Genomic DNA, 24,463 nt, shown 5'->3' on the forward strand with positions numbered 1-24,463 from the left:
ATTTACACCTCGGCTATCGAATGCATTATGGATTGAGAGGTTAATTCTGCGCCTTGTAGCTCCGCGACTTTGCGGTGGTCACGCATAACGACAACACGGTTAGCAAAGGCGACCAGCTCATCCAGTTCGGATGACGCTACCAGTAACGACATGCCTTCATCGCATAGAGATTTAATTAACTTTATGATTTCGGCGTGTGCACCAATATCGATACCGCGAGTGGGTTCGTCTAAAATCAATAGCTGCGGGCTAATAGCCAGCCAGCGGGCAAGAATGACTTTTTGCTGATTACCGCCGCTGAGTTCTTCAATCGGTTTTTCTGCGTCGGGAGTGGCGATATTAAATGATTCAATGTACTGGCTGGCCAGGACTCTCTGTTTTTCCGGAGAGATATAGCGCCACCAGCCAGCCTGAACCTGAAGGGCCAGAGCGATATTTTCGCGGATGGAAAGTGGGCCAATAATACCGTCAGTTTTACGATCTTCAGGGCAGAGTGCGATGCCTTGCTGCATAGCATCTGCGGGCTGGTTCAGGGTAACGGACTGTTGGCGTATTTTAATTTCTCCACTTTTCAGTGTGTCGATGCCAAATAACGCGCGACATACTTCAGTACGGCCAGACCCCAGTAAACCGGCCATGCCCACGGCCTCGCCTTTGTTGACTGTCAGTGATACATCATCGACTGAGTGCGGCACAGTGGCGTTTGACACCGTCAGTAAAGGTTCACGTTTTGTCGGCTCGGTGGCCTCTGTTTGTTCTCCGGTAACCTGTTGCAGTTCCTGACCCAGCATGGCTTCAATTAAGCGGTTGCGCGGCAGGTCAGCAATGGGGTATTCACCTATTAATTTGCCGGAACGTAAGACGGTGATGCGATCAGAGATTTGATAGACCTGTTCCAGAAAGTGAGTAATAAACAAAATGGCGATGCCTTCACTCTTCAGCTGGCGCAGAATATCAAACAGGATATCTACTTCGCTGTTGTCGAGGCTGGCGGTGGGCTCATCCAGTACCAGAACTTTGGCGTTCATGGCTACGCCACGGGCAATAGCAACTAATTGTTGTATGGCCACAGAGTAGTGAGATAAAGACTCTGTGACATCAATATCCATTTTGAAACGCTTTAGTAGCTGGCGGGCGTCTTCCGCCATTTTTTGCCAGCGAATGCAGCCGAAACGCGTAGGCTCGCGCCCAAGGAACAAGTTATGGGCGACGCTTAAGTTAGGCAGTAAATTCACCTCCTGATACACAGGTGCAATACCCAGCTTCTGGGCTTCGGCGGTATTGGCCGGGCTTATTTCCTGTTGCTGCAGCTGAATGCTTCCGCTGTCTTTGGGCAATACGCCGGTCATTATTTTTACCAACGTGGATTTGCCTGCGCCATTTTCCCCCAGCAGCGCGTGAACTTCGCCCGGGAATAAGCGGAAGTTAACGGCGTCTAATGCTTTTACTCCAGGAAATTGCTTACTGATATTACTGAGTTCAAATAGTGCTTTTTCTGATTGTTCTTGTTGCATGATTTTCTCCCAACGACAAAGGCGGCCTATTGGCTTCGCTTTTGATATTCCTCAGCTGCAGTGGCTTGAGTGTAAACATCGCCAGTGGTACGGATCAGTTTTGGTATATCGGTATCGCCCTTCAAATAGCGTTGAATTACGTCATAAGTAGGTGCACCCAAATGCGGGTCTAACTCAACGGTGACATTCGCCAGACCGTTCGCCATAGCCAGGAAGTAGTCCGGAATGCCGTCTACGGAAATCACTTTGATATCTTTTCCGGGAGCAAGGCCGGACTCTTTAATTGCCTGAATGGCACCTAACGCCATCTCATCGTTATGCGCCCAAAGGGCACAGATGCTGTATGGGTCTTCAGCTCTGAGGAAGTTTTCCATTACTTCTTTACCACGGTTGCGGGTGAACTCCGCGGTCTGACTCCGTACTATGGTAATGTTGTCGTGTTTATCGATAACGCGGTTGAAGCCCGTTCCCCGGTCAATAGCGGCAGTGGAACCAACGGTTCCCTGCAGCTCAACCACACGGCATTCGCCCTGCTCGTTTTCAACTAACCACTGAGCCGCTTTCACTCCCTCCTCAACAAAGTCTGAGGCAATGCGGGTAAGGTATAGGTCTTCGTCTGCCCGAATGTTGCGGTCCAGAATAATGACAGGAATGTCGGAGCGTTGTGCCTGACGAAGAATGGGTGTCCAGCCGGTTTCCACTACCGGGGCGACGACAATGGCGTCTACTCGCATGGCAATAAAGGTACGTACCGCCCGAATTTGATTCGCTTGTTGCTGTTGAGAGTCTGCAAATTTCAGCGTGATACCGCGTTGTTTAGCTTCTTCTCGCATGTCGTTACTAAAGTTAGTCCGCCAGCCGCTTTCTGAGCCAACTTGAGCAAAACCTACCACGATTTCAGCCACTGCGTTCTGGCTGAGCAGGAGTAACGACATCATTGCTAATGTCTTTATGTTCATGTTTTTCGCCTTTTATCTTATTGTTTACTTATTATTTTGGGCAAATTCATGTTGCTGTGCTTCCAGCAGCCGGTTAGCTGCTGGAAAACTTATAGAGACTGCTTTGTTGATACTTCTGCCCCGGGGACAGAATGACCGAAGGGAATGAGGACTGATTTACCGCATCGGGGTGAATATGAGGTTCGAGGCATAGTCCTCCATACTGTGGTAACGGTTTACCAGAAGAGCCGGGTATCGAGGAGTCCAGGAAGTTGCCACTGTAAAATTGAACGCCTGGCTCTGTGCTGAACAGCTCCATTGTACGTCCGGAAACCGGATCCCGTAATTTCGCCAGTTTTTGCAAGGCACGGATTTTTTCGTCTCGCGCTACCCAAAAATGGTCATAGCCCTGTTCGGTTTTCGCAATATCCTGCCCTATGGTTTTGGCCTGCTGGAAATCCATAGGTGAACCTGCTGTACCAATTAAGCGACCAGTAGGAATCAGTTCTGCGTTAACTTCTACGTAGCGGTCGGCATGAAGAGTGAGTTCATGATCGAGTATGGACCCCTTGCCTGCCAAATTAAAATACATATGACTGGTCATATTGACCGGACATGTTTTATCTGTGGTGGCCTGGTAGTCGATAAGCAGCTCGTTCTCTTCATTCAGTGAATAAGTTACCGCGGCTTTAAAGTTACCAGGGTAGCCCTGGTCACCATCTGCACTAAAAATATGGAATGTAACACTAACGTTATCAGCTGCTTCCTTGCTCTCTGTTTCCCAGAAGCGAAAAGATAACCCTTCCGGACCGCCATGCAGTTGATTTTCGCCTTCATTACTGACCAGATTAATGCTCCGATCATCTACTGAAAACTGACTCTGGCCTATACGGTTAGCGCAACGGCCAACAATAACGCCAAAGTAGTAAGGGTTTTTCAACCACTGGGTCGGGTCCTGATAATTAAGGGTAACTTCTTGAACGCCTTGGTTGCCTGGGACCTTGAGTGAACGGACGCTGGCTCCAAAGTTAGCCAGAGTAATTTCCATACCCTGGCTGTTATGTAACGTAAAAAAGCGCAGAGGCTGGCTAAAGCCAGCGTGCACTTCTTTACTTTCTGTAATGAACAAAGCCATGGCTTAGTTCTCAACAGCCTTGTTAGTGCGTTCGCCATTAATCCAACGGCTGATGCCCCATGGGTTTTCGTTCTTCAGAGCGTCCGGCAGTAAGTCATGCGGATAGTTCTGGAAGCAAATAGGGCGTACAAAACGGTCAATTGCTTTAGTACCGACGGAGGTAAAGCGGCTGTCTGTTGATGCCGGAGAAGGACCACCGTGCATCATTGCGTCACATACTTCTACGCCAGTAGGGAAGTTGTTCACAACCATACGACCCACTTTATCCTGTAACAGGCTTAGCAGTTCAGAGTAGTTCTTCAGTTCACTTTCTGTAGCCTGCAGCGTGCCAGTTAACTGGCCGCCTAAATGGCTGACAACGGTATTCAGTTCTTCAGCATTTTTACATTTAATGACTAAAGAACTGGGACCGAAGTTTTCTGCCTGAAGTTCTGGGTTTTCGACGAAGTCAGATGCTGAAACCGTAAATAATTCAGCCTGTCCACAGAAGCCTTTTTCACCTTCTTTCACTGGCTGGCCTGTTGCAACCGATTTAACACCTGGCTGGCCTGACAGCTTTTGACGGCCTGACTGATAAGTTTCTGCAATGCCTTGGTTCAACATAACACCAGCGTTTACATCAGCTAATGCTTTGGCAGTAGAATCAATAAAGGTATCCAGCTCGTCGCCTTCAATACCTAATACTAAGCCTGGGTTTACACAGAACTGACCCACACCCAGTGTCAAAGAGCCGACAAAGCCTTCAGCAATGCTTGGTGCTGAATTTTTTAATGCTTCTGGCAAGACAACAATTGGGTTGATGCTGCCCATTTCGGCAAATACTGGAATTGGGTTTTTGCGTTCGCTGGCCAGTTTGTAAAGTGCCATACCGCCTGAGTGAGAGCCGGTAAAGCCAACCGCTTTAACTTGTTCCGCTTTGACTAATGCCGCGCCGACATCTTTGCCAGGACCAGTTACGTAGGAGAACGTCCCTTTAGGCATTTGGCATTTGTCTGCCGCTTTTTGTACTGCCTGAGCAACTAATTCTGCCGAGCCAGCGTGAGAGTTGTGACCTTTAACAATAACCGGACAGCCTGCCGCTAATGCGGACGCTGTGTCACCGCCGGCAGTAGAGAAGGCCATTGGAAAGTTAGAAGCGCCAAACACAGCAACTGGACCAAGCGCTTGTTTGTAAAAGCGAATGTCAGCGCGAGGCATAGGCTGACGATCTGGCATTGCTTTATCAATACGCGCATCCAGAAACTCACCACTTTGAATGGTATTAGCGAAGAGTTTTAACTGGTTGCAAGTACGACCGCGCTCGCCTTCAACACGAGCCTGAGGGTAGCCGGTTTCAGCTTTTAAACGATCTAATAATTCATCGCCTAAGGCCATAATTTCATCGGCACAAGCTTGTAAAAACTCGCCGCGTTGCTTCAGTGAGGTTGCAGCGTAAACAGGAGCTGCTTTCGCTGCGCCTTCAACCGCTGCGTCAACCTGGCTGCCGTCAGCATGGTTTATTGTTGGCTCCAGCGCTTCACCTGTAGCTGGATTGACCGCCTGGTAAGAGGCACCTTTGCCTGCTTGCCATTCGCCTTGAATAAGTTGTTTACCTGTAATAGTCATAATAAATCCTGTTACTTAGAGGTACTCTGCCGCGCGTCGCGCGACCCGAAATATCCTGTTACACCCACCCGGCATCGACAATAAAGTCTTGAGCAGTACACATGCTGCTATCGTCTGACGCTAAAAATAACGCCATTGCTGCGATGCTTTCGGGCATTAGTGGTGCGTTAATGCATTGATTCTTAGCTATGTCTTTTTTCGTTTCGTCCGTAACCCACAAGGACAGTTGACGCTCCGTCATAACCCACCCCGGGGTTAGCGTATTGACCCGGATATTATCCTCGCCCATATCACGGGCCAGGCCACGGGTCAGGCCTAGTACGGCCGATTTTGCGCTGGTATACCCAGGCATATTGCCCTGGCTTTCGTGCCAGCTCATTGAGCCAAAGTTAATAATGGAACCGCCACCCAGCTCTTTCATTTGCGAGTACACTGCCTGCGCTGCAAAAAACTGAGGGCGCAGATTAATATGCATGCGCTCATCCCAATATTCCGGGGTCACATCACGGAAGTCGTGACGAGTATCACTGGCAGCGTTGTTTATCAGTACGCCAATGGCACCAAGTTCACTTTTTACTTGCTCAACAACTTTGCGTAAGTGCTCAATATCAACCAGGTTACAAGGATAAAAATGTGCCTTACCTGAGCCAGAATGTTCATTAACTTTCTCGACCAGCGCTTTTGATTCATTTTCCAGAATATCGACGAAAGCCACCTGGCTTCCCTGCGCGACAAAGGCTTCTACTAATGCCGCGCCAATACCAGAGCCGCCGCCGGTAATAAATACCGTACGGCCTTTGAGGCTAGGATATTGGTTCGTTAATGTCTTTTGCTCTGCCATTGAACACCTGTTTAATGTGAATGTTTTGGTACGGCGGCACCGCGGCAACCCACCAGAAAGTCCAGATCACAGCCTTCATCGGCTTGTAAAACCCGTTCCCGGTAAATTTCTAAATAACCACCAGATTTTACGATTACCTGAGTTGCTTTGAGTTTCTCCAGGCGTGCTTTCAATTCTTCGTCGCTGACTTCTAATTGAAGAACCCCGGCATCCGCATCTAACTGAATGTAATCGCCTTCCTCGACCGCAGCCAGAGGACCAAGTTCCATAGCCTCGGGAGCAACGTGCAGGACAACGGTACCAAATGCTGTGCCGCTCATGCGGGCATCAGAAATGCGAACCATGTCTTTTACCCCTTTCTTCAAAACTTTAGGAGGTAAGCCCATATTGCCTACTTCTGCCATTCCCGGGTAACCTTTCGGCCCACAGTTTTTGAGTACCATGACGCTGTTTTCATCAATATCCAGATCTGGATCGGCAATACGTGCTTTATAGTCTTCGAAGCTCTCGAACACTACCGCTCGACCGCGATGTTTCATTAAATGAGGGCTAGCCGCTGACGGCTTAAGTACCGCGCCGCGTGGCGCCAGATTGCCGCGTAATACGCAGATTCCGCCATGTTTTAACAATGGTTCATCAAAGGTACGGATTACATCATCGTTGTAGCAAGGCGCTTCTTCTACGTTTTTCCAGATAGACTTGCCATTAACTGTTAAAGCGTCTTTGGCCAGTATGCCTTCCTCGCCTAAACGGCGCAGCACAACCGGTAGTCCGCCGGAGTAGTAGAAGTCTTCCATCAAATAGCGACCCGAGGGCTGCAAGTTAACAATGGTCGGAACTTCTTTGCCTTCCAGCCAGTCATCCAGATCCAGATCGACGCCCATACGGCCAGCGATGGCTTTAAGGTGAATCACCGCATTGGTTGAACCGCCGATTGCAGCATTGGTTTTAATCGCATTTAAGAACGCGTCACGGGTTAACACTTTAGACAACTTCAAGTCTTCATGAACCATTTCCACAGCGCGCATGCCCGACATATGAGCCAAGACATATCGACGCGAATCCACGGCTGGAATAGCGGCGTTATGTGGCAGGCTCACGCCCAGTGATTCTGCCATAGAAGCCATGGTAGAAGCCGTTCCCATGGTGTTACAGGTGCCGGCTGAACGAGACATGCTGGCTTCGGCATCCATAAATTCTTGTAGAGAAATATTACCGGCTTTGTATTCTTCGTGCATTTTCCATACAAGGGTGCCAGAGCCTACATCTTTGCCTTGGTGCTTACCGTTAAGCATAGGGCCGCCGCTGACTACAATCGTTGGTAGGTCGCAACTTGCTGCACCCATTAACAAGGCTGGCGTGGTCTTATCGCAGCCGACCATTAGAACGACACCATCAATTGGGTTGCCGCGAATCGCTTCTTCTGTGTCCATGGCCGCCAGGTTACGGGTTAACATAGCCGTTGGTCGTAGGTTTGACTCACCGTTAGAAAACACGGGGAATTCCACCGGAATACCACCAGCTTCGCGAATGCCGTTTTTAACACGCTCGGCTAAGTCGCGAAAATGAGCGTTACAAGGGGTCAGTTCCGACCATGTGTTACAAATTCCAATAACGGGCTTGTTGTCAAAGTGATGATCAGGAATTCCCTGGTTTTTCATCCAGCTACGATACATAAAACCGTTTTTGTCTGCGGTCCCAAACCACTGGGCGGAGCGCAGTTTAGATTTATTTTTGTCGTCGTTGTTCAAGGCTACACCTGTTAATTAGTAATACAATACTACGTTATGGTCGCGATTCTTCCTTCGAATGTCAATCGCTGACTCAATTCTGTACAGGATTAACCAAAATTTATAGCGGGCTCGATCATTGCTCAAGCCTAAAAGGTAATATAGTATTACTTTTTAAATTTTGTAGTATAAATTCATAGCAGGAGCCTATCTAATGCGTCTGATTCAATACGTCACAGAGGCTGGCACGCAACAGGCCGGTGTCGTTAACGGTGAGCATATTCGCCCTTTAAAGGAAGTTGTCAGTGTTTATAAGCTTGCGGAAAAAGCTCTGCAGGAGAAAACCGGTTTAGAGTCGTTAATAGAAAAACTGCAAAGCGATGAGCAAATTTCTTACGCTGAATTAATTAACGAGAACCGCTTACTCAGCCCGTTTCATCATGAAGATCCTGCGCATCTGTTCGTAACTGGCACAGGTCTGACGCATTTAGGCAGTGCTGACACGCGCGCAAATATGCATGCACAAGGCTCGGACAGTTCAAACGCCGAACTGACAGACTCTATGAAAATGTTTAAAGCCGGAGTACAAAACGGCAAGCCTAAATCTGGTGAGCAGGGCGCTCAACCTGAGTGGTTCTATAAAGGTGATGGCAGTATCGTGGTTGCGCCAGGCCAGGCCCTGACTTCTCCGCATTTTGCTCTGGACGCTGGCGAAGAACCAGAAATTGCAGGCTTATATATAAATGATAAAGACGGTCAGCCGCACCGCATTGGTTTTGCTTTGGGTAACGAATTTTCTGACCATATTACGGAAAAAGAAAACTACCTGTTATTAGCCCACTCTAAATTGCGTCAATGCTCAATTGGACCTGAAATTCTCATCGGTGATTTACCAGCGAATATTAAAGGTCATTCTCGTATCATCCGCGACAATGAAGTGCTGTGGGAAAAAGAGTTTTTGAGTGGTGAAGAGAATATGTCTCACACTATTGAGAACCTGGAAAATCACCACTTTAAGTATCCTATTTTCCGCCAACCGGGTGACGCGCATATACATTTTTATGGCACTGCAACCTTAAGTTTTGGTGACAACATTCGCACTCAGGCGGGTGATGTTTTTGAAATTGCGGCGGATACCTTTGGTAAACCGTTGCGCAATGAATTGCAGATAGAGAAAGAAAGCCCGGTTCAAAAGGTTACCAAGCTGTAACCTTAAACCGGTGTTTTGTGCAGTTCCGCCAGTGTGTGCTCCAGAGCATGCCTGGCGTTGACTAAAAGCGTCTGCATTTCTTCACGGGCGACTACCGGGTTCTGCTCTTTAATGGCCATAAACACCGCTTTGTGACCGGGGAGTGAATCGACATACTCTTCCGCTATAGCACTGCTTAAGCGAAATGAGTTTTCCAGAGCGGTCTCAATGGTTACACCTAACGATGCCATAAACTCGTTATTAGTAGCTTCCAGTAAGGCTAAGTGAAACTCTAAGTCGCTTTTGTATACAGCGTCAGTACCAATTTGAGCTTCTTCCATTGCCTGATAAGCTTCAGTTAATGCCGATAACTGGTCGTCAGTACGATGCATGGCTGCCAGACTGGCCGCATTAGGCTCGATAATTTCCCGCATTTCATACAGTGACATGTAAAACTTAGTGTCCGGATTACTGCTGAAACACCAACGCAAAACTTCCGCGTCAAACATATTCCAGTTTTTACGCGGACGGACTCTGGTGCCCAATTTTGGACGGGATTCGATTAACCCTTTAGCGGTTAACAGCTTAAAAGCTTCACGTAATGCTGTGCGTGATACGCCCAGCTCTTCACCAATGTCATTTTCATTCGGGATATATTGACCAGGCAAATAGACGCCACCCACGATTCGAGAACCCAGTTCCTGAGCAACCCAGGAGTGGATACTTTGTGGTCTGTTTCGGGTTGCGCTTTTCATGTGTCTTCCCTTGCATGTGGTGATGGTGCGATTTTGTTCATATTAGCGTTTTTTCGCCGTAAGCGTAACCCGCCTCAAATCAATAATATCTTGGTTTTCTGTTTTGGCACCAGAGTATAAAGTATCTTTATTGTCATATTTGTAGCATATTTTCCGGTTTTTTGACTTATTCCGGTCTGGTTTGGCACATATGATTGTTCATCTTACGATGTTTACTGGAGAAGCTTTATGAGCCCAAGAATTGTCGGCCTGATTGATGGAGTCGTCTTTTTAGGTTTTTGGTCGTTGATTGGTTTAGCTCAACCTTCATTGCAGGGAGAGGCTTTACTGATAGTTTGGGTTTTATTGCTCATCGCTTCTGTTTTGGTGTGGTGGCGAGGTTCGGTGATAGCGAGTTTATTTGTTGAAGACAGAACCTCGCTAGTGGGGCATGTTTTAGATGGCGTAAAATGGGGCGCGCTTACTGGCTTGGGAATTTTGATTTGGGGTGTTTCATCGCAAGTTCTTGCGGCAGGAGGGCCTTTGGATAACGCCAGTTTCTTTAGTGTTGAGACCGCGATCTACTTATTGTTTATGGGAGCTTATTTGAGTGCTACCGGTGCTGTTGTAGGTGGGGTTCATGGTGCTGTATTTTTCTATTTTAACCGCTGGCTTTTAAGACGCGGGTAAGCCAAACCATATATCCATTAAGAGGGCTGAGCGCGCCAACACGCAGTATTAGTATTAAACAGAGGTTTTTGCTTTGGCTACAGAATTCCTGCCCGAGAAATACGAACAAAGGTTCGAAGACATATGCAGAGAAGTTCGAAAAGCTGACCCGAATGTTTAGTAAAGCGCTCGTTGCCTGATCGGGCAGAGCTTTCTGAGTCAATATTTTGCCAGAAATGTAAATAAGTGTAATTTTCGTGCCTAAAGCTGGTGCGATGCATGCAAGTTAGTCTAAATACTCTAAGCTTTATTCAAAAAATGACTAACGGGCCTGCGCGCCCACTTAAAGGAGAAAATTATGTCACGGTTTTTATTGTCAGGTATGCTGTTTTTAGCCTGCTCTTCCGCGGTTTTGGCTAATGATCTGAAGCCGGGGTTATGGGAAATTACTTCTTCCATGGAAGGAGAGGGAATTCCTAAGCAGCTTACGCGAGAACAAAGTTCGCAGGAGTGTCTCACTGCTGAGGACGGTAGCGATATGGTCGCTACTATGCGCAAACGTTGGAATGAGACGGGGTGTCAGGATATGGATATCTCCCGGGATGGCGATAAAATTGAAGTTGCGGCGTCGTGCGAAGCAGGCGGACGAACAACAGACGTCGATGCGCTGATTACGGTACACAGCAACGAACATTATTCCAGTGAGGTTACAACTACTAACGATAGCTCAGTAACGACCTATCGCGAGGCTTCCTGGGTATCGTCGGAGTGCGAGGAGTAAGAGGATGCAATGACGTCAGAGGGGCTTCTCTAATTCATTGCATTTAACCTCTTGGCAATGGCATCAATTTTTTCGCTCATTTGACTTAAGTGATTTGAATCATCGGCATTACTGGCTGTAAGTGCTTGCAGACGATTAACAAACTGGCTCAATTCGTTCGACACTTTTTGTTGTTCGGCAGAAGCCTCTGCTATCTGGGTGGCTTTTTCGGTTATTTGAGAGAAGGCCTCAACCACTTGCTGCAAGTGTGCCGACGTGGATTCAGTCGACTCAACGGCATTCTTGGTTTGGTTCTGCCCGTGCTCCATGGAAGCGACCGACTCTTTGGAACCTAATTGCAGCTGATTAAGCACGGCTTCTATTTCTACCGCTGAGCTTTGGCTTTTTGCTGCCAGGTTACGGACTTCATCGGCAACAACCGCGAAACCCCGACCACTTTCTCCGGCACGAGCGGCTTCAATTGCGGCGTTTAGCGCTAATAGATTCGTTTGCTCAGAAATATCACGAATCACGCTCAACATGCCGTTAGCCTGTTTGCTATTCTCATCCAGTTTCAGAATGTTCCGCTGCGCGTCCGCAATGGCTTTGGCCAGAGTTTGCATGGTCGTTGTTGCGCGCGCCATTTCCTGACCACTATTCAGTACATCCTGATGAATTCTTTCAACGGTAACTTTGGTTTCATCGGCGAAGTTAGCGACATCCTGTGAGCTGGCGCCTAGCTCCTCAGTTGCCGCCGCCAGCGTGTGGTTTTCATCACTCAGGCTGTTGGCTTTATCCAGAAACTCATTGCTGAATATCTTCAGTTTATCGGCATCATGAACCAGATTGTTCGATTCATTATGAATTTCGTCGAGTATCGATTTCAGCTTATTGCCATAAGCATTTACTGCCTGTCGCAGTTCGCCTATTTCGTTCATGGTACCAACGTCAAGAGCCTGAGCGGTACCGCCGCTGATAAGCCCTTGAATCTGTTTGGTCGTTTGCTGAATTTTTGCCAGTAGGTTACGGAAAAAGAATGCCGCCAGAATGCCAACGGCCAATAGCAGAGCGCCAATAGCCAGCATCAGGAAAAGTCCCATATCCTGAGCCACTGCGGTCATTCGGTCTTTCGGTACAATTAATCCAATTGTCCAACCAGTTTGCGGATGCTTTATCAGGTCAACGTGTGCGGCTTCATCTAAAATAGCGTCTTCTTCCAGTTCGATTGTTTCGGTTTCCTGAAGGTTGACCGCAGTATTGAGAGTCTCCTCTAGCCAAGCCGCTTTATTCGCCAGTTCACTGGCTGTCATTAGGGAGTCGTCGTCTTTTACAATCTGAACTGAAGATTGTGGAAAGCTAATCATTTGGCCCGCGGAATCAACTGCAAAGACATAACCCTCATTATCTTCTCCGTACTGTTCAAATATCTCAGTGATGCCGTCAAGCATCATGTCCACTGTAGCAACCCCAGCGAAGCGACTGTTTTCTTGAATGGGAATAGTACAAGTTACCATAGGCGTTTGAGTAAAAGGGTCGATGTAAGCTTCTGACCAGGTACAGCGGTCTGAAGGCGCTCCTTTTCCTGCCTGATACCAACTCTCATTGTGATAGCCAGAGCCGCCGGGTACGTTATAGTCATCCAGATATTCTATGCCATTGTCGGTGCGCCCCCAGAAAAAGCTACGACGTTGAACACCGTCGGTAAAGGCGTTGGGTTCGGGCCAGATACCGCCGCCGGAAATAGCCGAGTCGCCGTGGTTATCAATAATGGATGGGAAAAGCTGTTTAAATAAGTCTTCATCTTTAGGAAGTTCTGATGCAGCCAGGGCTAACGTACTTGTCAGCAGTTCAATTTGACCGAGTCGAGCGGTAAGCAAGTCAGACAGCCCGGCTTGATTGACCGATATCTGTTGTTGCTGCTGGGAAATTAAATCAGGTTTTACCTTCATTTCGACAACGGCAACAATAACAGCCAAAGCCAATACCAAGACGATTACAAACCCAAGATTGATCTGCTGGCGAATCATTAGCGCTGTCTTGGTCATAGAAGCCAATCCTGAAAATAAGGTAAACTTTATAAGGAAGTATTAACATAGATAACAGAAAGTTCAATTTTTTGAAGTTGGATAAGTAATTAGTAACCTATACCTTTTAAAGAAAATACGTAGTGGCGAATAGAGAGTAAACCGAAATGACTCCCGCAATTGATGTAGCCAAAAAGAATAAAATTTCTTTTAAAGTACACGAATATTCTCATGATCCGGCCAGTGAATCTTATGGTGAAGAAGCTGCTGAGAAGTTAGCTGTTCCGCAGGAGCAAGTATTCAAAACCTTAGTTGTCAGCCTTGATGGTAAAGAATTGGCTGTAGGCATCATTCCGGTTTCGTCACGGTTAAGCCTTAAGTTGATAGCAAAAGCTTTGGGTGCAAAGAAGGCTACAATGGTAACTAAAAGTGATGTCGAACGTGCTACGGGTTATGTTCTGGGAGGCGTTAGTCCGCTTGGCCAGAAAAAGCAGCTCAGAACCATAATTGATACCTCTGCAACTTATAACTCCACCGTATTCATAAGCGCCGGGCGTAGGGGGCTAGATATGGAGTTGAATCCCGAGGATTTAAAAACTATGGTGAGCGGGGAGTTTGTTAATATTACTTAATGGAACAGCATGTTCAAAAGGATTCAGCAGCAAAGCCATCAGGTGGCAGATACGCGAATATTGGTATCCTACGATCGCCTGACTAGCCGGTTTAAAATTTCTAATGGAGATGATGTGATATACAGCCGCTCTCTGCTGCTGTTGCCATTTATCCGCTCAAATATCGTTATTTTCAACAGTACCTATTCTTTAAAGGTGATTTCTTTTATTTTCTGGCGCGCAAAGTTGGAGCAAGGCGGTAATGTCGTTATTTCTGAGTTACTCCGGCCCCGACGCGCCAAATCCATAGCTTCAATTGCGTACAGCACAGTAATGAGTGCACTACGGTTTTTGGCGGGTTAAGCCACTTACTTGGCAGCGTTAAAGTTCTGTAAAAATAGATGAGGCTTCATATATTTCGGTACACTTTAAAAAGCGTTGGTGGTTAGGGAACAATAAGCGGATGAAAAGCATAGGCATGAAAGGAGTCGGTGTCGCCGTAGTGTTCACAACATTGCTGTGGCACATGGATGCGAAACCAAAGGAAAAGGTATCTATGCAGCAACAGATAGAGCAGCGAAAACAACTCAATACCGCACGCTACAAGCAACTCCGTACTCTTGATGACAAAGCATTGGCTAAGTTCTTATGGATGGAAGAAGAGTCTAATTATTATGGAGTGATGGAATCACTCTCATTAGATATGAAGCCTTACGAAATTGAATACTCGACTTCTGTGCTGGCGCGTCTGAACGACTACGATGATAGCCAGACAATGAGTGATGCCTTCCTGAGTAGTCTTCTGGCAGTGAAACGTACGGATTTAATGGAGTGTAGGAGATACTCCGATGGGCACGGCTTTGCTTTGCGTAAAGGGTTTTCCTTTCCTTTTGCTCACGAACTGACGCTTGATACGCTGGTACTGGATAATGGCGAAAAGCTCCGTAGTCCGGACTTTACTAAAGGGGAAATGGAAACTAGAGACATTGTCCGCCGGGGGGAAGCCTATTGTGTGCCGGCTCTGGGTAATAAAAGTGCACCGCAGCCGACAGTGATTAAGGGAGAGTTCTCTACTGACTTACCGGAGAAGCTGATTCAGTTTGAGTTAACCGCAGATGATGTTGGAAAAACTCAAGATAAAGACGGTTACAGAGTCACCCTAGTTGAAATGAATGACTATTCTTATGTCATTGAAGTCGACGTTAAAACGAACTCTCAAACGACTTTGCGTAAGCAGGATATTATCGGCGAAGCGAAAGCTAAGAACGGACGATATATCCGGAACCGCATTACCGACAGAGTTCCGGTAAAAAACTATGAGCGTGTGGAGTCTCTGTTAGGCAAGCTAATTGATAAGGCTGCAAATGATAACCTCGATAAATCCGAGGCACAGAAAGCTCTTAATGATTTAAATGAGCGTATGGCCGAAGATGAAAGCTCGACGCTTTATAGTGCGTTTGCATTTCATGGTCCGGTTGAAACTGCCGAAGTAACGATACTAGCCGGTGGCGAGTCACGAAAAGAAGTTAAGCAGACACTTGAATTACCCGTATATTCGTTTGCACAAAAAGCTCCGGCGAAGCAGATTGATTTCGATGAATTACCGAAGGTTAAGGCAACATTGCCGATATACAACGGCGATTCAGAGGTGAATGCCAGCTATGTGGATTTGAGCGCAGAAGCAATGCATAACGAGATTGAAATTCGTCAGCGCAATATTACGCATGACCCCGGAATAAAACATCCGAAGCAAGTGTTTTTGCATTATCCGACAGTGCAAAGCGACTTATTTATTCATATATTTGAGCGCTACGATATAGCGGACAGTAGCTATGTGCAGTTTTTTGATGCCGACGGTAAACCAGTTACAGTAATTGATGACAAGAACAGCGCTTTTCGCTTCACCGTTAGTCGGCTGGAATATGATCCTGAACTTTTCACTGCGCCGCCAGCGCGCGTGAAAGCAAATATATCGGTGTTAACCGCGCCCAATATCATTAAAGAAAACTACGCAAAAAATGACCTCCCTGCAGGAGTGAGTCTTGAAGGGAATAAGCTAACTATTGATTATGCGGAGTTTACGCCGAGAGAAATTGAGGACGTTGACTCGCGGCGGGTACAGCGTCGCAATCACGTTTTTACCAAAGACTCTCAGGGTTACTTAGCTGAAATAAGTACATTAAGTTTACCGCGACAAGATGGCAAGCCAGTAGATGTCTATTACTTTTACGGGCAGCCCGAAAGCTTTGAAATCTGGTATAAGGGTGAAACTGAAGCAGTGGATTTTGAATTGGATGTTGAGCTTAAATGATGAGTATTTATCGAGTTCATTAGAAAGGCGGCTTTTCAGGGCTGTAACATAGCCTCATTGAAAAGCCGCATATAAAATGGCTTAAAGCTTCACAATCAATTTGCCTTTATTGTCGCCGGTAAAGAACATGTTCAGTCCCTCAATGGCTGATTCCAGCCCTTCAAGAATATGCGAACGGTGTTTTATTTTGCCGGACATAACGTAAGGCGTCAGTTGTTGCAGCAAGCTTGGAATTTGGTCGAAGTGATCTGGCATGGTAAAGCCCTGAATTGTCAGGCGCTTTTTAATAACAGGCACCCAGCTTGGTCCGGGGCTGGGCACTTCTTTATCGTAGTCGGCTATCATGCCGCAAACCACCACACGACCGTGCGCGTTCATACGTTCAACCACCAGGTTTTGAATGGGGCCGCCGGTATTTTCAAAGTATAAATCTACGCCATCAGGAGTCAGCTTAGTCAGTTGGTCGCGCAAATCATCAGTTTTATAATTAATCGCGCCGTCAAAACCAAGTTCGTTGACTATCCAGTTGGCTTTTTCGTCACTCCCGACAACACCTATCACGTTAAGGCCTTCGGCTTTTGCTATCTGACCGACAATTGAGCCGACTGAACCTGCAGCGCCTGTTACTACGATGGTTTCTCCATTTTTAGGTTTACCTACATTAAGTAACCCTTGCGTAGCAGTTAACCCGGGTAAGGCGAATACTGAGAGTACAGTTTCGTCAGGTACGTCGGCCTGAACCTTGTTAATACCTTTTCCGTCGCTCAGTGCATATTCCTGCCAGCCCATCATGCCCATAACCCGGTCGCCGACTTCAAAGTCAGGATGGTTACTCTCGACAACCTCACCAACACCTGAACTGCGCATTACCGTGTTTAATTCAACCGGCGGTATGTAGCTCTCGGTATCGGGGCTCATCCAGCCAAACATGGCAGGATCAAGCGACATTTGTCGTTGTTTAATCAATATTTCACCGGAGCCTGCTTTTGGAAGCTCTTTTTCTGTTACTTCAAAAATGTCCGCGGAGACAGGGCCCGGTTCCGGGCGCTTAATTAGTTTTATGGCTTTATAAGTCGTCATATAGTTCCCTCTTTATTAGGTTGCGCTTAAATCTATATGGTTACTACAGTCGGTTAATGAAAGGTCAACGCTGTGAGATTTATCACATTCTTTTGTAAACAGTAGTTGCCGGATATTGTTAACTTTACCTAAGTCGATTAACATCAAATAGATAGTTGTTGTTCTGAAAGGGATATCAGGCATTGCGTAAACTCTGTCGGCTTATTCTTTTCTTACTATAAAAACTGTTTACGCCTATATAACAAGGAGATAAAAATGAAAGACGTTCTATTTTTTAACAATATGCTGACGCCGAAGATTATTACTTTCGTATACTGGATTCTGCTTTTGGCCGCGGTCATTGGTGGCATAAGTACTATGTTTGCCGGATACGAAGGTTTTACCTTTGGTAGCTTTATTATGGGGTTACTTGCTGCCGCCGGTGGGGCACTTGGCGCCAGAATTTGGTGTGAGCTGCTTATTGTTCTGTTTAAAATGAACGAGGCTCTGCAGGATCTCCGTAAGAAGTAAGTGATAGAAATAAAGAGATGCAACACTTCTTAGTGAAGCATTTCATCAGTTGCGCGGCCCTCCTGTTGGAGGGCCTTTTATTTTAGGTCTTTTCTCAGGACTCAAATGAGCCTATTCTAGGGTTATACAACTCACTAACATCAGGTGTCACCCTCTTGCGAAACCTTCTTGCTATTGCTTTGTTGCTACTTGCTTCGGAGTCAATGGCTCAGGATGTAACACTGAAAGTGGGGGTTTACGACAACCCACCTAAAATCATGTTCGATGAATACGGCCAGTTAAGCGGTATTCATGGCCAGATCCTTATGACTATTGCACAGCGCCACAACTGGCAACTGGTGCCGGTAGAATGTGACTGGGATCAATGCTTAAAGCTTTTGCGCGAAGGGCGAATTGATATTTTCCCGGATGTCGTGAAAAACGATGAAAGAGAGACTTGGGCTAGTTTTCATAATGAGCCAGCTTTATTGAGTTGGTCACAGCTTTATGCGCCGAAAGAAGAGAAGATTACTAACCTTTTAGATTTGAACAACAAACGTGTGGCGGTACTGCGGGACTCTGTTCAGGAAGAGTATCTAAAACAATTAATTGAGAATTTTGATCTAAACAGTGAGCTTTATCCGGTGCAGAGCCTTGCTGAAGGGTTTGATGCTATTGTTGCAGGAAAGGTCAACGCCACTTCGGCAGATCAGCTTTTTGGCGATAAGCAGGTGGCAGAATATGACATTGAGATGACTCCCATCATGTTTCTTCCGAATGAGGTTTTCTTTGCTGTTCCTAAAGGCTTTCATTCAGATATTCTGACAACTCTCGACAGAGAACTAAAGCGCCTAAAAGCCAATGAAAACTCGGCTTACTATGAAATTATTGAACGCTGGAGTTCAGGACAAAGTCACTTAACAATCCCTGTTTACGTTTGGTGGTTAATTGCGGTATTGGCCTTGCTGTTTTTGACTGTTATTGGGTTTAATCTGCTTTTGCGTCGCAAGGTTGCTGAAAAAACAAAAGCGCTGGCTGAAAGTAAGTATCGTTTGAATACTATTTTAGACAGTGTTGAAGCTTATATTTTTATTAAAGATAAAGACCTGAAGTATCAGTATGCGAACCAACAGGTTTTAAAATTGTTTAAACTGAACCTTAATAGCGTCATCGGTAGAACGGACTACGACTTATTTGATAAGAGCACCGCCGATACGCTTAAAGCTTTTGACAACAAAGTGATAAAAAGCGGTAAACGGGCAGCTCAGGAAGAAACGAGTTTTTTGCCTGACAAAAAACAGCCGCTTCATTTTTGGTCTGTAAAAGTGCCGTTATATGATGCCAATAGAAACGTTATTGGTTTATGCGGAATTTGTACTGATATTTCAGAATACCAGAGTATGAAAGAGGAAATTCAGTCTCTTGCGTACTTCGACCCTTTAACCGGCCTGGCGAATCGACGGTTCATGCTGGAGCGTTTAAAAGACGAGTTTTATCGTTACCGGAATGGCGGAGATGATGGTGTGCTGGCAATGCTGGATATCGACCAGTTCAAGAAAGTTAATGACAGCGTAAGCCATGACGCAGGAGACGAGCTGCTGGTTTTATTTGGTCAGAGGCTGGAGTCTGAACTGCTTCAGACTGAAATTGCCGGACGTCTGGGCGCGGATGAATTTATGGTGCTGTTAAAGAGTAAAAGCGGTACTAATCTGCTGGAAGATAAGAATTTGCGTCAGCGCCTGCAGGTGTTGGTCGAGCGTTTAAGTGAACCTTACCAGTTAGGTGCAAAAATGGAGTCGGTCTCGGTTAGTATGGGTGTCACTTTGTTTTCCGATGCGCAAAACACTGGCGATCTACTTCAGGGAGCCGATCTGGCATTGTCGCAGGCAAAAGAGACCAGTGCATCGAAGCTGCAGTTTTTTAATACGGGCATACAGCGCGAGTTTAATTATCGGCAACAGATGATAGCCGGGTTGCGACAAGCAATAACTACGGAATCACTGGAAGTTTATTTACAACCTCAGTACCAACAGCTAGCGGATGAAGCCAGTCAGCGTTGTCTGGGGTTTGAAGCTTTACTCCGCTGGCACGACGAAGAACTTGGCTGGGTGTCTCCCGCAGAGTTTATTCCGTTAGCCGAAAGTCAGGGGCTCATGCCCGACCTGCATCGGCTGGTACTGAATCAAGTACTGGCAGCTATTCCCAAATTGCCACACGATTTAAGTGATAAAGGTGCACGTGTTGCGATAAACGTCAGTGCCAGCCAGTTTAAATACCCCGGGTTTGTAGAAGATATTGAAGCCCGGTTAACGGCGGCGGGTATCCCCGGAGAGTTGCTTGAGCTGGAAGTAACCGAGAGTTTACTCATTGATGATATTGAAGACACGGCTGCGAATATGGAAAGGCTAAAACGCCTGGGAGTGACTTTTGCGCTAGATGATTTTGGGACCGGTTACTCCTCTTTGGGTTATTTGAAGCGGTTACCCTTAAATTTGTTAAAGATAGATCAATCTTTTGTGCGAGACATGAAAAATGGTAACAGCGATGAAGCTATAGTAAGAACCGTTATAGCACTGGGCAAAAGTCTTGATTTAGCCATTATCGCGGAAGGCGTCGAAACGGAGGAGCACTTGCATAAACTACAGGAAATGGGGTGTTTTTGTTTTCAGGGTTACTATTTTGCCAGGCCAGAACCAAGCCATTTTTGGATGTCTGATGAGCGAGTTTAAGCAATGCTAATTTCCTTTATCTGTAACTCGATTATTGTCGGTTTAGCCGTTATTTTTCACTACGAAGCGCTTAACCGAATAGGTTGGCTGATTACTCACATGAGAATGTTCAGTCAAATTCGACTAATGTTTGGGGTTATGCTCGCAATCATCGCTCATACCGTCGAGGTCGCTATTTTTGCTCTTGCTTATTACTTTATGCATCACGAAGAAGGTTTTGGCACCTTAGTCGGTAATTTCGATGGAAGTTTTTTGGATGCTTTATACTTTTCTTTCACGGTTTTTAGTACGGTAGGTTTCGGCGATATAGTGCCTTCTGGGGCACTCCGTTTTTTAACTGGTGTGGAGAGCTTAACCGGTCTAGTTTTAATTACCTGGACGGCTTCGTTTCTGTACGTTGAAATGCAGCGTTACTGGCACCGTTAACTGAAACATTTGCTAACAGAAGCCTGCTTCTATAAAGCTGTCAGGCGGTGTATCTTTATGGCTGAGGCATACCAGCTTGGAAAACAAAACTGATGATGCAGGAAACATTAAAAATTTTAGTGGTAGATGATGACGCGCGGCTGCGAAGCTTACTGGAGCGTTATCTTACTGAGCAAAACTTTCAGGTACGGGTGGCGCAGGACTCTGAACAAATGGACCGCTTGCTGACCCGGGAAAATTTTAATTTATTAGTACTGGATTTAATGCTGCCGGGCGAAGACGGACTCTCCATTTGCAAGCGTTTGCGTAGCCAGGGAAATAATCTACCCGTCATTATGCTGACCGCAAAGGGCGACGAAGTTGACCGCATTATTGGCCTGGAACTCGGTGCTGATGACTATCTGGCCAAGCCTTTTAACCCTCGAGAACTGCTAGCACGCGTCAGAGCGGTGCTGCGCCGGCGGGGTACCGAAGCTCCTGGTGCTCCTTCGCAGGAAGATCAGGAAATAACCTTCGGTGAGTTCCGGCTGAATCTGGGGACTCGCGAAATGTTCCGGGGTGACACTCCTATGCCGCTAACCAGTGGTGAATTTGCGGTACTCAAGGCTCTTGTCAATAATGCACGGCAGCCACTTTCGCGCGATAAGTTAATGCATCTGGCTCGTGGTCGTGACTACAGTGCGCTTGAGCGCTCGATTGACGTTCAGGTCTCTCGTTTAAGACGTATGCTGGAAGCCGACCCGACGAAACCCCGCTATATTCAGACGGTGTGGGGTCTGGGCTACGTGTTTGTGCCGGATGGTCAACTGAAGTCCTGATGAAACTTTTTCCTAAGTCAGCGTTTGCCCGCACGGTTGCGCTGCTGGCTCTGGTGTTGCTTATCAACCAGCTCGTTTCTTACGTGATGGTCAGCAATTATGTTGTCAGGCCCTCCATAGAACAAATTAATGAACTGGTTGCGAAACACATCCGCACCATGTTTATCCCCCGTCAGCATTTAGCTGAAACCGAGCGGGAGCTCATGACCAATTATACTGAAGCCACCGGTATCGAAGTGTTTGATGATGAAGCAGCTGAAAAGCAGGGCTTAGGTAACTCAACCTATTATGGTTATTTATCGGATGACATGAGCGACATGCTGGGTGGCGAAGCCCAGGTGCGGGTAGCTCAGGGTAATAAATTCTATTTGTGGGTAAAACCTCCGCGTGCACCTGACTTCTGGATACGCGTGCCCCTGGATAGTATGCAGCAGGGACGCTTCTCGCCATTGGTGATGTACCTGGTACTCATTGGTTTGCTGAGCGTGTTCGGCGGTATGCTATTTGCCAACTGGTTAAACCGACCGTTAAAAGCTCTGGAGGATTCCGCCCGAAGAGTTGGACGAGGAGAATTCCCTGAGCAATTGTCTGAAAAAGGTGCCACAGAAATTGTGGCGGTGACCCGCGCTTTTAATCAAATGTCGCGCGGTATCCGAGAACTTGAAAATGACCGTAACCTTTTAATGGCCGGTGTTTCTCACGACTTAAGAACCCCTCTTACTCGCATTCGTCTGGCTGCGGAAATGATGCCGCAGGGCGAAGATTGTCTGGCTCAGGGCATTATTGAAGATATAGACGACATGAACGACATTATTGATCAGTTTATTGATTACGTTCGTCTTGACCAACAGGAGTCGAGCAGCAGAGAGTCGCTGAATGAGCTGATAGAGCAGACTGTGGCGAATGTTCCGGATAACTGGCAAAAGCAGTTTGAGCTGGATTTAGGCAAGTTGCCCAGAGTCTGGCTACGCCCCTTGTCTATGAAGCGAGTCATTATTAATTTGCTGGAAAACGCCGAACGATACGGTAAAAGTCAGGTAGTGGTCAGCTCCGGGCACGATAAGAAGCAAAAGCGTGTCTGGTTCAGGGTAACAGATGACGGACCGGGCATTCCCGAAGAGCAGCAGGCAACATTATTTGAACCCTTTACTCAGGGCGATAAAGCGCGTGGTGGTGTTGGTTCCGGTCTGGGGCTGGCTATTATTAAGCGCATTGTCGACCGGCACGACGGCAGTATAAAACTGCAAAACCGCCCGGAAGGCGGCTTGTGTGTACGTATTGAACTGCCGTTGAATCAGCAACGACAGTAATCTTGATTACAGCAACAGGCGGTTAATACCGTTAAGTGCCGCAACCCGGTAGGCTTCCGCCATGGTCGGGTAGTTAAAGGTGGTGTTGACGAAGTAGTCGATGGTGTTACCACCGTTTTTCTGCTCCATAATAGCCTGACCAATGTGGATGATTTCTGAAGCTCGCTCGCCAAAACAGTGAAGCCCCAGCAGTTCGCGCGTTTCACGGTGGAATAATAATTTCAGACAACCCACGTCGGCACCGGAGATTTGCGCCCGTGCAAGGTGCTTAAACTGCGCACGACCAACCTCATAAGGCACTTTCATTTCAGTCAGTTCTTCTTCGGTTTTGCCAACCGAGCTAATTTCCGGAATGGTATAAATGCCGGTAGGAATATCGCTGATAAGCGCTTTGTCGCAATTACCGTTAATAATAGCGGAAGCACAGATCCGCCCCTGATCGTATGCTGCGCTGGCTAAACTGGGGTAACCAATAATGTCGCCGACCGCATAGATATTATCGACACTGGTCTGGTAGTTTTCATTTACCTCCAATTGGCCGCGATAGTTGGGCTCAAGCCCCACCGTCTGGCAGCCAAGCTGTTCAATGTTACCGGAACGGCCATTCGCAAAAAGCAGGCAGTCGGCCGCCATGGTCTTACCGGACTTGGTTTTCAGCACCACTTTGTCATCATGCCCGGTAATGCTTTCGTACTCTTCATTGTGACGAATGACAACGCCACTGTTGCGCAAGTGATAACTCAACGCATCTGAAATTTCAGCGTCCAGAAAAGAAAGTAGTCGTTCACGTTGGTTTATTAAGTCCACTTTTACGCCCATACCCCGGAAAATACTGGCGTATTCACTGCCCACTACACCTGCTCCGTATATCAGAATGGTTTTGGGCTCATGAGACAAGGACAGTACTTTGTCTGAGTCGTAAATTCGCGGATGCGAAAAGTCGACGTCTTCCGGGTTGTACGGGCGAGAACCGGTGGCGATAACGACATGTTTTGTGATCAAATCATCGACAGAGCCGTCGAGTTTAGTGACCCTAATACGATTCTTATCTAAAAAAGAAGCTGTACCGTGCACCACAGTAACGCCGTTACGGTCGTAAAACGAACTACGCAATTTCACCTGTTTACGAATAACCGATTCTGCATAGTGCAATATGTGACTGAAAGTCATACCGCTCTGCCAGCCAGGCCCGGAAAACAATGGATTATTATTGTATTCAATTAGACGGCTGACGGAGTGTCGCAAAGCTTTGGATGGAATGGTTCCCCAATGCGTGCAACCGCCGCCAAGGGCTTTATGTTTCTCTACTATGGCAACGTTGTAGCCGCTTTTGGCCAATTGCATGGCAGCGCCTTCGCCGCCCGGGCCAGTACCGATGACAACAACATCGTATTCAGTTTCGGTTTCAGGCTTTATTGCAGTCATATTACTCGCTTCACTACCGGTGTACGGGCTTTAGATAGTAGCACTGTATAAGAAAAGCGTAAATTGACACTGTTTTCTGTGCGCAGAGTCGTTATAGTAAAGAGAGACAATGACTTGGAACCGTT

At 46.9% G+C, this 24,463-nt stretch carries 21 protein-coding genes; 11 read left to right on the forward strand and 10 right to left on the reverse strand.

Translation table 11 applies throughout. The features are described 5' to 3' along the window. Positions 1-2: 2 nt before the first annotated feature. The 6 genes from ACN0TF_RS07460 to ACN0TF_RS07485 all read right to left on the reverse strand — a co-directional run bounded on the left by ACN0TF_RS07460 (position 3) and on the right by ACN0TF_RS07485 (position 7,784). Complete coding sequence (locus tag ACN0TF_RS07460; protein WP_417441401.1) at positions 3-1,514, reverse strand: sugar ABC transporter ATP-binding protein; 1,512 nt, start codon at positions 1,512-1,514, stop codon at positions 3-5. A gap of 26 nt (positions 1,515-1,540) precedes the next feature. After that, complete coding sequence (locus ACN0TF_RS07465; RefSeq protein ID WP_417441402.1) at positions 1,541-2,473, reverse strand: ABC transporter substrate-binding protein; 933 nt, start codon at positions 2,471-2,473, stop codon at positions 1,541-1,543. Positions 2,474-2,546: 73 nt separating this feature from the next. Then, on the reverse strand, positions 2,547-3,587 hold the full coding sequence (locus ACN0TF_RS07470) for an aldose epimerase family protein (RefSeq protein WP_417441403.1): 1,041 nt from the start codon (positions 3,585-3,587) through the stop codon (positions 2,547-2,549). Positions 3,588-3,590: 3 nt separating this feature from the next. Then, the gene (locus tag ACN0TF_RS07475; RefSeq protein WP_417441404.1) at positions 3,591-5,192 is read right to left on the reverse strand and encodes an aldehyde dehydrogenase (NADP(+)); all 1,602 of its coding nucleotides are present in this window, start codon (positions 5,190-5,192) and stop codon (positions 3,591-3,593) included. 58 nt (positions 5,193-5,250) lie between these two features. Further along, the gene (locus ACN0TF_RS07480) at positions 5,251-6,033 is read right to left on the reverse strand and encodes an SDR family NAD(P)-dependent oxidoreductase (RefSeq protein WP_417441405.1); all 783 of its coding nucleotides are present in this window, start codon (positions 6,031-6,033) and stop codon (positions 5,251-5,253) included. 11 nt (positions 6,034-6,044) lie between these two features. Further along, complete coding sequence (locus ACN0TF_RS07485) at positions 6,045-7,784, reverse strand: IlvD/Edd family dehydratase (protein WP_417441406.1); 1,740 nt, start codon at positions 7,782-7,784, stop codon at positions 6,045-6,047. A 193-nt stretch (positions 7,785-7,977) separates the two neighbouring features. Between ACN0TF_RS07485 and araD1 the strand changes: the two genes are divergently transcribed. After that, complete coding sequence (gene araD1 / locus ACN0TF_RS07490) at positions 7,978-8,973, forward strand: AraD1 family protein (protein ID WP_417441407.1); 996 nt, start codon at positions 7,978-7,980, stop codon at positions 8,971-8,973. Positions 8,974-8,975: 2 nt separating this feature from the next. Here the strand turns inward: araD1 and ACN0TF_RS07495 are convergent, their stop codons facing one another. After that, entirely contained in the window at positions 8,976-9,707 is a 732-nt protein-coding gene (locus ACN0TF_RS07495) for a FadR/GntR family transcriptional regulator (RefSeq protein WP_417441408.1), read from the reverse strand. A gap of 228 nt (positions 9,708-9,935) precedes the next feature. On the opposite strand from ACN0TF_RS07495, the gene ACN0TF_RS07500 reads away from it, so the two are divergent. Both ACN0TF_RS07500 and ACN0TF_RS07505 read left to right on the forward strand, forming a co-directional pair. Continuing rightward, entirely contained in the window at positions 9,936-10,376 is a 441-nt protein-coding gene (locus ACN0TF_RS07500) for a hypothetical protein (protein ID WP_417441409.1), read from the forward strand. A gap of 337 nt (positions 10,377-10,713) precedes the next feature. Continuing rightward, entirely contained in the window at positions 10,714-11,136 is a 423-nt protein-coding gene (locus ACN0TF_RS07505; protein WP_417441410.1) for a DUF3617 domain-containing protein, read from the forward strand. A gap of 29 nt (positions 11,137-11,165) precedes the next feature. Here ACN0TF_RS07505 and ACN0TF_RS07510 read toward each other — a convergent pair whose 3' ends face one another. Continuing rightward, entirely contained in the window at positions 11,166-13,160 is a 1,995-nt protein-coding gene (locus ACN0TF_RS07510) for a methyl-accepting chemotaxis protein (protein WP_417441411.1), read from the reverse strand. A gap of 146 nt (positions 13,161-13,306) precedes the next feature. Between ACN0TF_RS07510 and ybaK the strand changes: the two genes are divergently transcribed. The 3 genes from ybaK to ACN0TF_RS07525 all read left to right on the forward strand — a co-directional run bounded on the left by ybaK (position 13,307) and on the right by ACN0TF_RS07525 (position 16,061). Beyond that, the gene (gene ybaK / locus ACN0TF_RS07515; RefSeq protein WP_417441412.1) at positions 13,307-13,771 is read left to right on the forward strand and encodes a Cys-tRNA(Pro) deacylase; all 465 of its coding nucleotides are present in this window, start codon (positions 13,307-13,309) and stop codon (positions 13,769-13,771) included. 9 nt (positions 13,772-13,780) lie between these two features. Then, positions 13,781-14,113 (forward strand): hypothetical protein, encoded by a 333-nt coding sequence (locus ACN0TF_RS07520; RefSeq protein ID WP_417441413.1) that lies wholly within the window; start codon positions 13,781-13,783, stop codon positions 14,111-14,113. 100 nt (positions 14,114-14,213) lie between these two features. Beyond that, complete coding sequence (locus ACN0TF_RS07525; RefSeq protein WP_417441414.1) at positions 14,214-16,061, forward strand: hypothetical protein; 1,848 nt, start codon at positions 14,214-14,216, stop codon at positions 16,059-16,061. A gap of 81 nt (positions 16,062-16,142) precedes the next feature. Here the strand turns inward: ACN0TF_RS07525 and ACN0TF_RS07530 are convergent, their stop codons facing one another. Next, positions 16,143-17,141, reverse strand: a complete 999-nt coding sequence (locus ACN0TF_RS07530; protein ID WP_110014166.1) for an NADP-dependent oxidoreductase — start codon at positions 17,139-17,141, stop codon at positions 16,143-16,145. A gap of 255 nt (positions 17,142-17,396) precedes the next feature. On the opposite strand from ACN0TF_RS07530, the gene ACN0TF_RS07535 reads away from it, so the two are divergent. From ACN0TF_RS07535 to envZ, 5 genes are all read left to right on the forward strand, one after another. After that, positions 17,397-17,651, forward strand: coding sequence for a DUF4282 domain-containing protein (locus ACN0TF_RS07535; RefSeq protein WP_110014165.1), 255 nt, complete (start codon positions 17,397-17,399; stop codon positions 17,649-17,651). Positions 17,652-17,806: 155 nt separating this feature from the next. Continuing rightward, positions 17,807-20,359 carry an EAL domain-containing protein gene (locus ACN0TF_RS07540; RefSeq protein WP_417441415.1) on the forward strand — a complete coding sequence of 851 codons (2,553 nt, stop codon included), beginning with the start codon at positions 17,807-17,809 and terminating at the stop codon, positions 20,357-20,359. A 3-nt stretch (positions 20,360-20,362) separates the two neighbouring features. Continuing rightward, the gene (locus tag ACN0TF_RS07545) at positions 20,363-20,785 is read left to right on the forward strand and encodes a potassium channel family protein (RefSeq protein WP_417441416.1); all 423 of its coding nucleotides are present in this window, start codon (positions 20,363-20,365) and stop codon (positions 20,783-20,785) included. 92 nt (positions 20,786-20,877) lie between these two features. Further along, the gene (gene ompR, locus ACN0TF_RS07550) at positions 20,878-21,603 is read left to right on the forward strand and encodes a two-component system response regulator OmpR (protein ID WP_146203639.1); all 726 of its coding nucleotides are present in this window, start codon (positions 20,878-20,880) and stop codon (positions 21,601-21,603) included. Beyond that, a complete protein-coding gene (envZ, locus tag ACN0TF_RS07555) occupies positions 21,603-22,913 on the forward strand; it encodes a two-component system sensor histidine kinase EnvZ (protein ID WP_417441417.1) in 1,311 nt (436 codons plus the stop codon). Before ompR ends, envZ begins: the two co-directional genes overlap by 1 nt. 6 nt (positions 22,914-22,919) lie before the next feature. Here envZ and sthA read toward each other — a convergent pair whose 3' ends face one another. Then, positions 22,920-24,338, reverse strand: coding sequence for a Si-specific NAD(P)(+) transhydrogenase (gene sthA / locus ACN0TF_RS07560; protein ID WP_417441418.1), 1,419 nt, complete (start codon positions 24,336-24,338; stop codon positions 22,920-22,922). Positions 24,339-24,463: the final 125 nt, after the last annotated feature.

The organism is Idiomarina sp. (genome assembly GCF_048265525.1).
GTDB lineage: Bacteria > Pseudomonadota > Gammaproteobacteria > Enterobacterales > Alteromonadaceae > Idiomarina.

What these genes read in the sequence shown, in the direction of transcription:
- ACN0TF_RS07535 (WP_110014165.1), top strand. Translation starts at nt 17,397, where the DNA reads ATGAAAGACGTTCTATTTTTTAACAATATGCTGACGCCGAAGATTATT.
- ACN0TF_RS07465 (WP_417441402.1), bottom strand. Translation starts at nt 2,473, where the DNA reads ATGAACATAAAGACATTAGCAATGATGTCGTTACTCCTGCTCAGCCAG.
- ybaK (WP_417441412.1), top strand. Translation starts at nt 13,307, where the DNA reads ATGACTCCCGCAATTGATGTAGCCAAAAAGAATAAAATTTCTTTTAAA.
- ACN0TF_RS07500 (WP_417441409.1), top strand. Translation starts at nt 9,936, where the DNA reads ATGAGCCCAAGAATTGTCGGCCTGATTGATGGAGTCGTCTTTTTAGGT.
- ACN0TF_RS07510 (WP_417441411.1), bottom strand. Translation starts at nt 13,160, where the DNA reads ATGACCAAGACAGCGCTAATGATTCGCCAGCAGATCAATCTTGGGTTT.
- ACN0TF_RS07495 (WP_417441408.1), bottom strand. Translation starts at nt 9,707, where the DNA reads ATGAAAAGCGCAACCCGAAACAGACCACAAAGTATCCACTCCTGGGTT.
- ACN0TF_RS07525 (WP_417441414.1), top strand. Translation starts at nt 14,214, where the DNA reads ATGAAAAGCATAGGCATGAAAGGAGTCGGTGTCGCCGTAGTGTTCACA.
- ACN0TF_RS07470 (WP_417441403.1), bottom strand. Translation starts at nt 3,587, where the DNA reads ATGGCTTTGTTCATTACAGAAAGTAAAGAAGTGCACGCTGGCTTTAGC.
- ACN0TF_RS07460 (WP_417441401.1), bottom strand. Translation starts at nt 1,514, where the DNA reads ATGCAACAAGAACAATCAGAAAAAGCACTATTTGAACTCAGTAATATC.
- ACN0TF_RS07520 (WP_417441413.1), top strand. Translation starts at nt 13,781, where the DNA reads ATGTTCAAAAGGATTCAGCAGCAAAGCCATCAGGTGGCAGATACGCGA.
- ompR (WP_146203639.1), top strand. Translation starts at nt 20,878, where the DNA reads ATGATGCAGGAAACATTAAAAATTTTAGTGGTAGATGATGACGCGCGG.
- envZ (WP_417441417.1), top strand. Translation starts at nt 21,603, where the DNA reads ATGAAACTTTTTCCTAAGTCAGCGTTTGCCCGCACGGTTGCGCTGCTG.
- ACN0TF_RS07475 (WP_417441404.1), bottom strand. Translation starts at nt 5,192, where the DNA reads ATGACTATTACAGGTAAACAACTTATTCAAGGCGAATGGCAAGCAGGC.
- ACN0TF_RS07545 (WP_417441416.1), top strand. Translation starts at nt 20,363, where the DNA reads ATGCTAATTTCCTTTATCTGTAACTCGATTATTGTCGGTTTAGCCGTT.
- ACN0TF_RS07505 (WP_417441410.1), top strand. Translation starts at nt 10,714, where the DNA reads ATGTCACGGTTTTTATTGTCAGGTATGCTGTTTTTAGCCTGCTCTTCC.
- araD1 (WP_417441407.1), top strand. Translation starts at nt 7,978, where the DNA reads ATGCGTCTGATTCAATACGTCACAGAGGCTGGCACGCAACAGGCCGGT.
- sthA (WP_417441418.1), bottom strand. Translation starts at nt 24,338, where the DNA reads ATGACTGCAATAAAGCCTGAAACCGAAACTGAATACGATGTTGTTGTC.
- ACN0TF_RS07480 (WP_417441405.1), bottom strand. Translation starts at nt 6,033, where the DNA reads ATGGCAGAGCAAAAGACATTAACGAACCAATATCCTAGCCTCAAAGGC.
- ACN0TF_RS07530 (WP_110014166.1), bottom strand. Translation starts at nt 17,141, where the DNA reads ATGACGACTTATAAAGCCATAAAACTAATTAAGCGCCCGGAACCGGGC.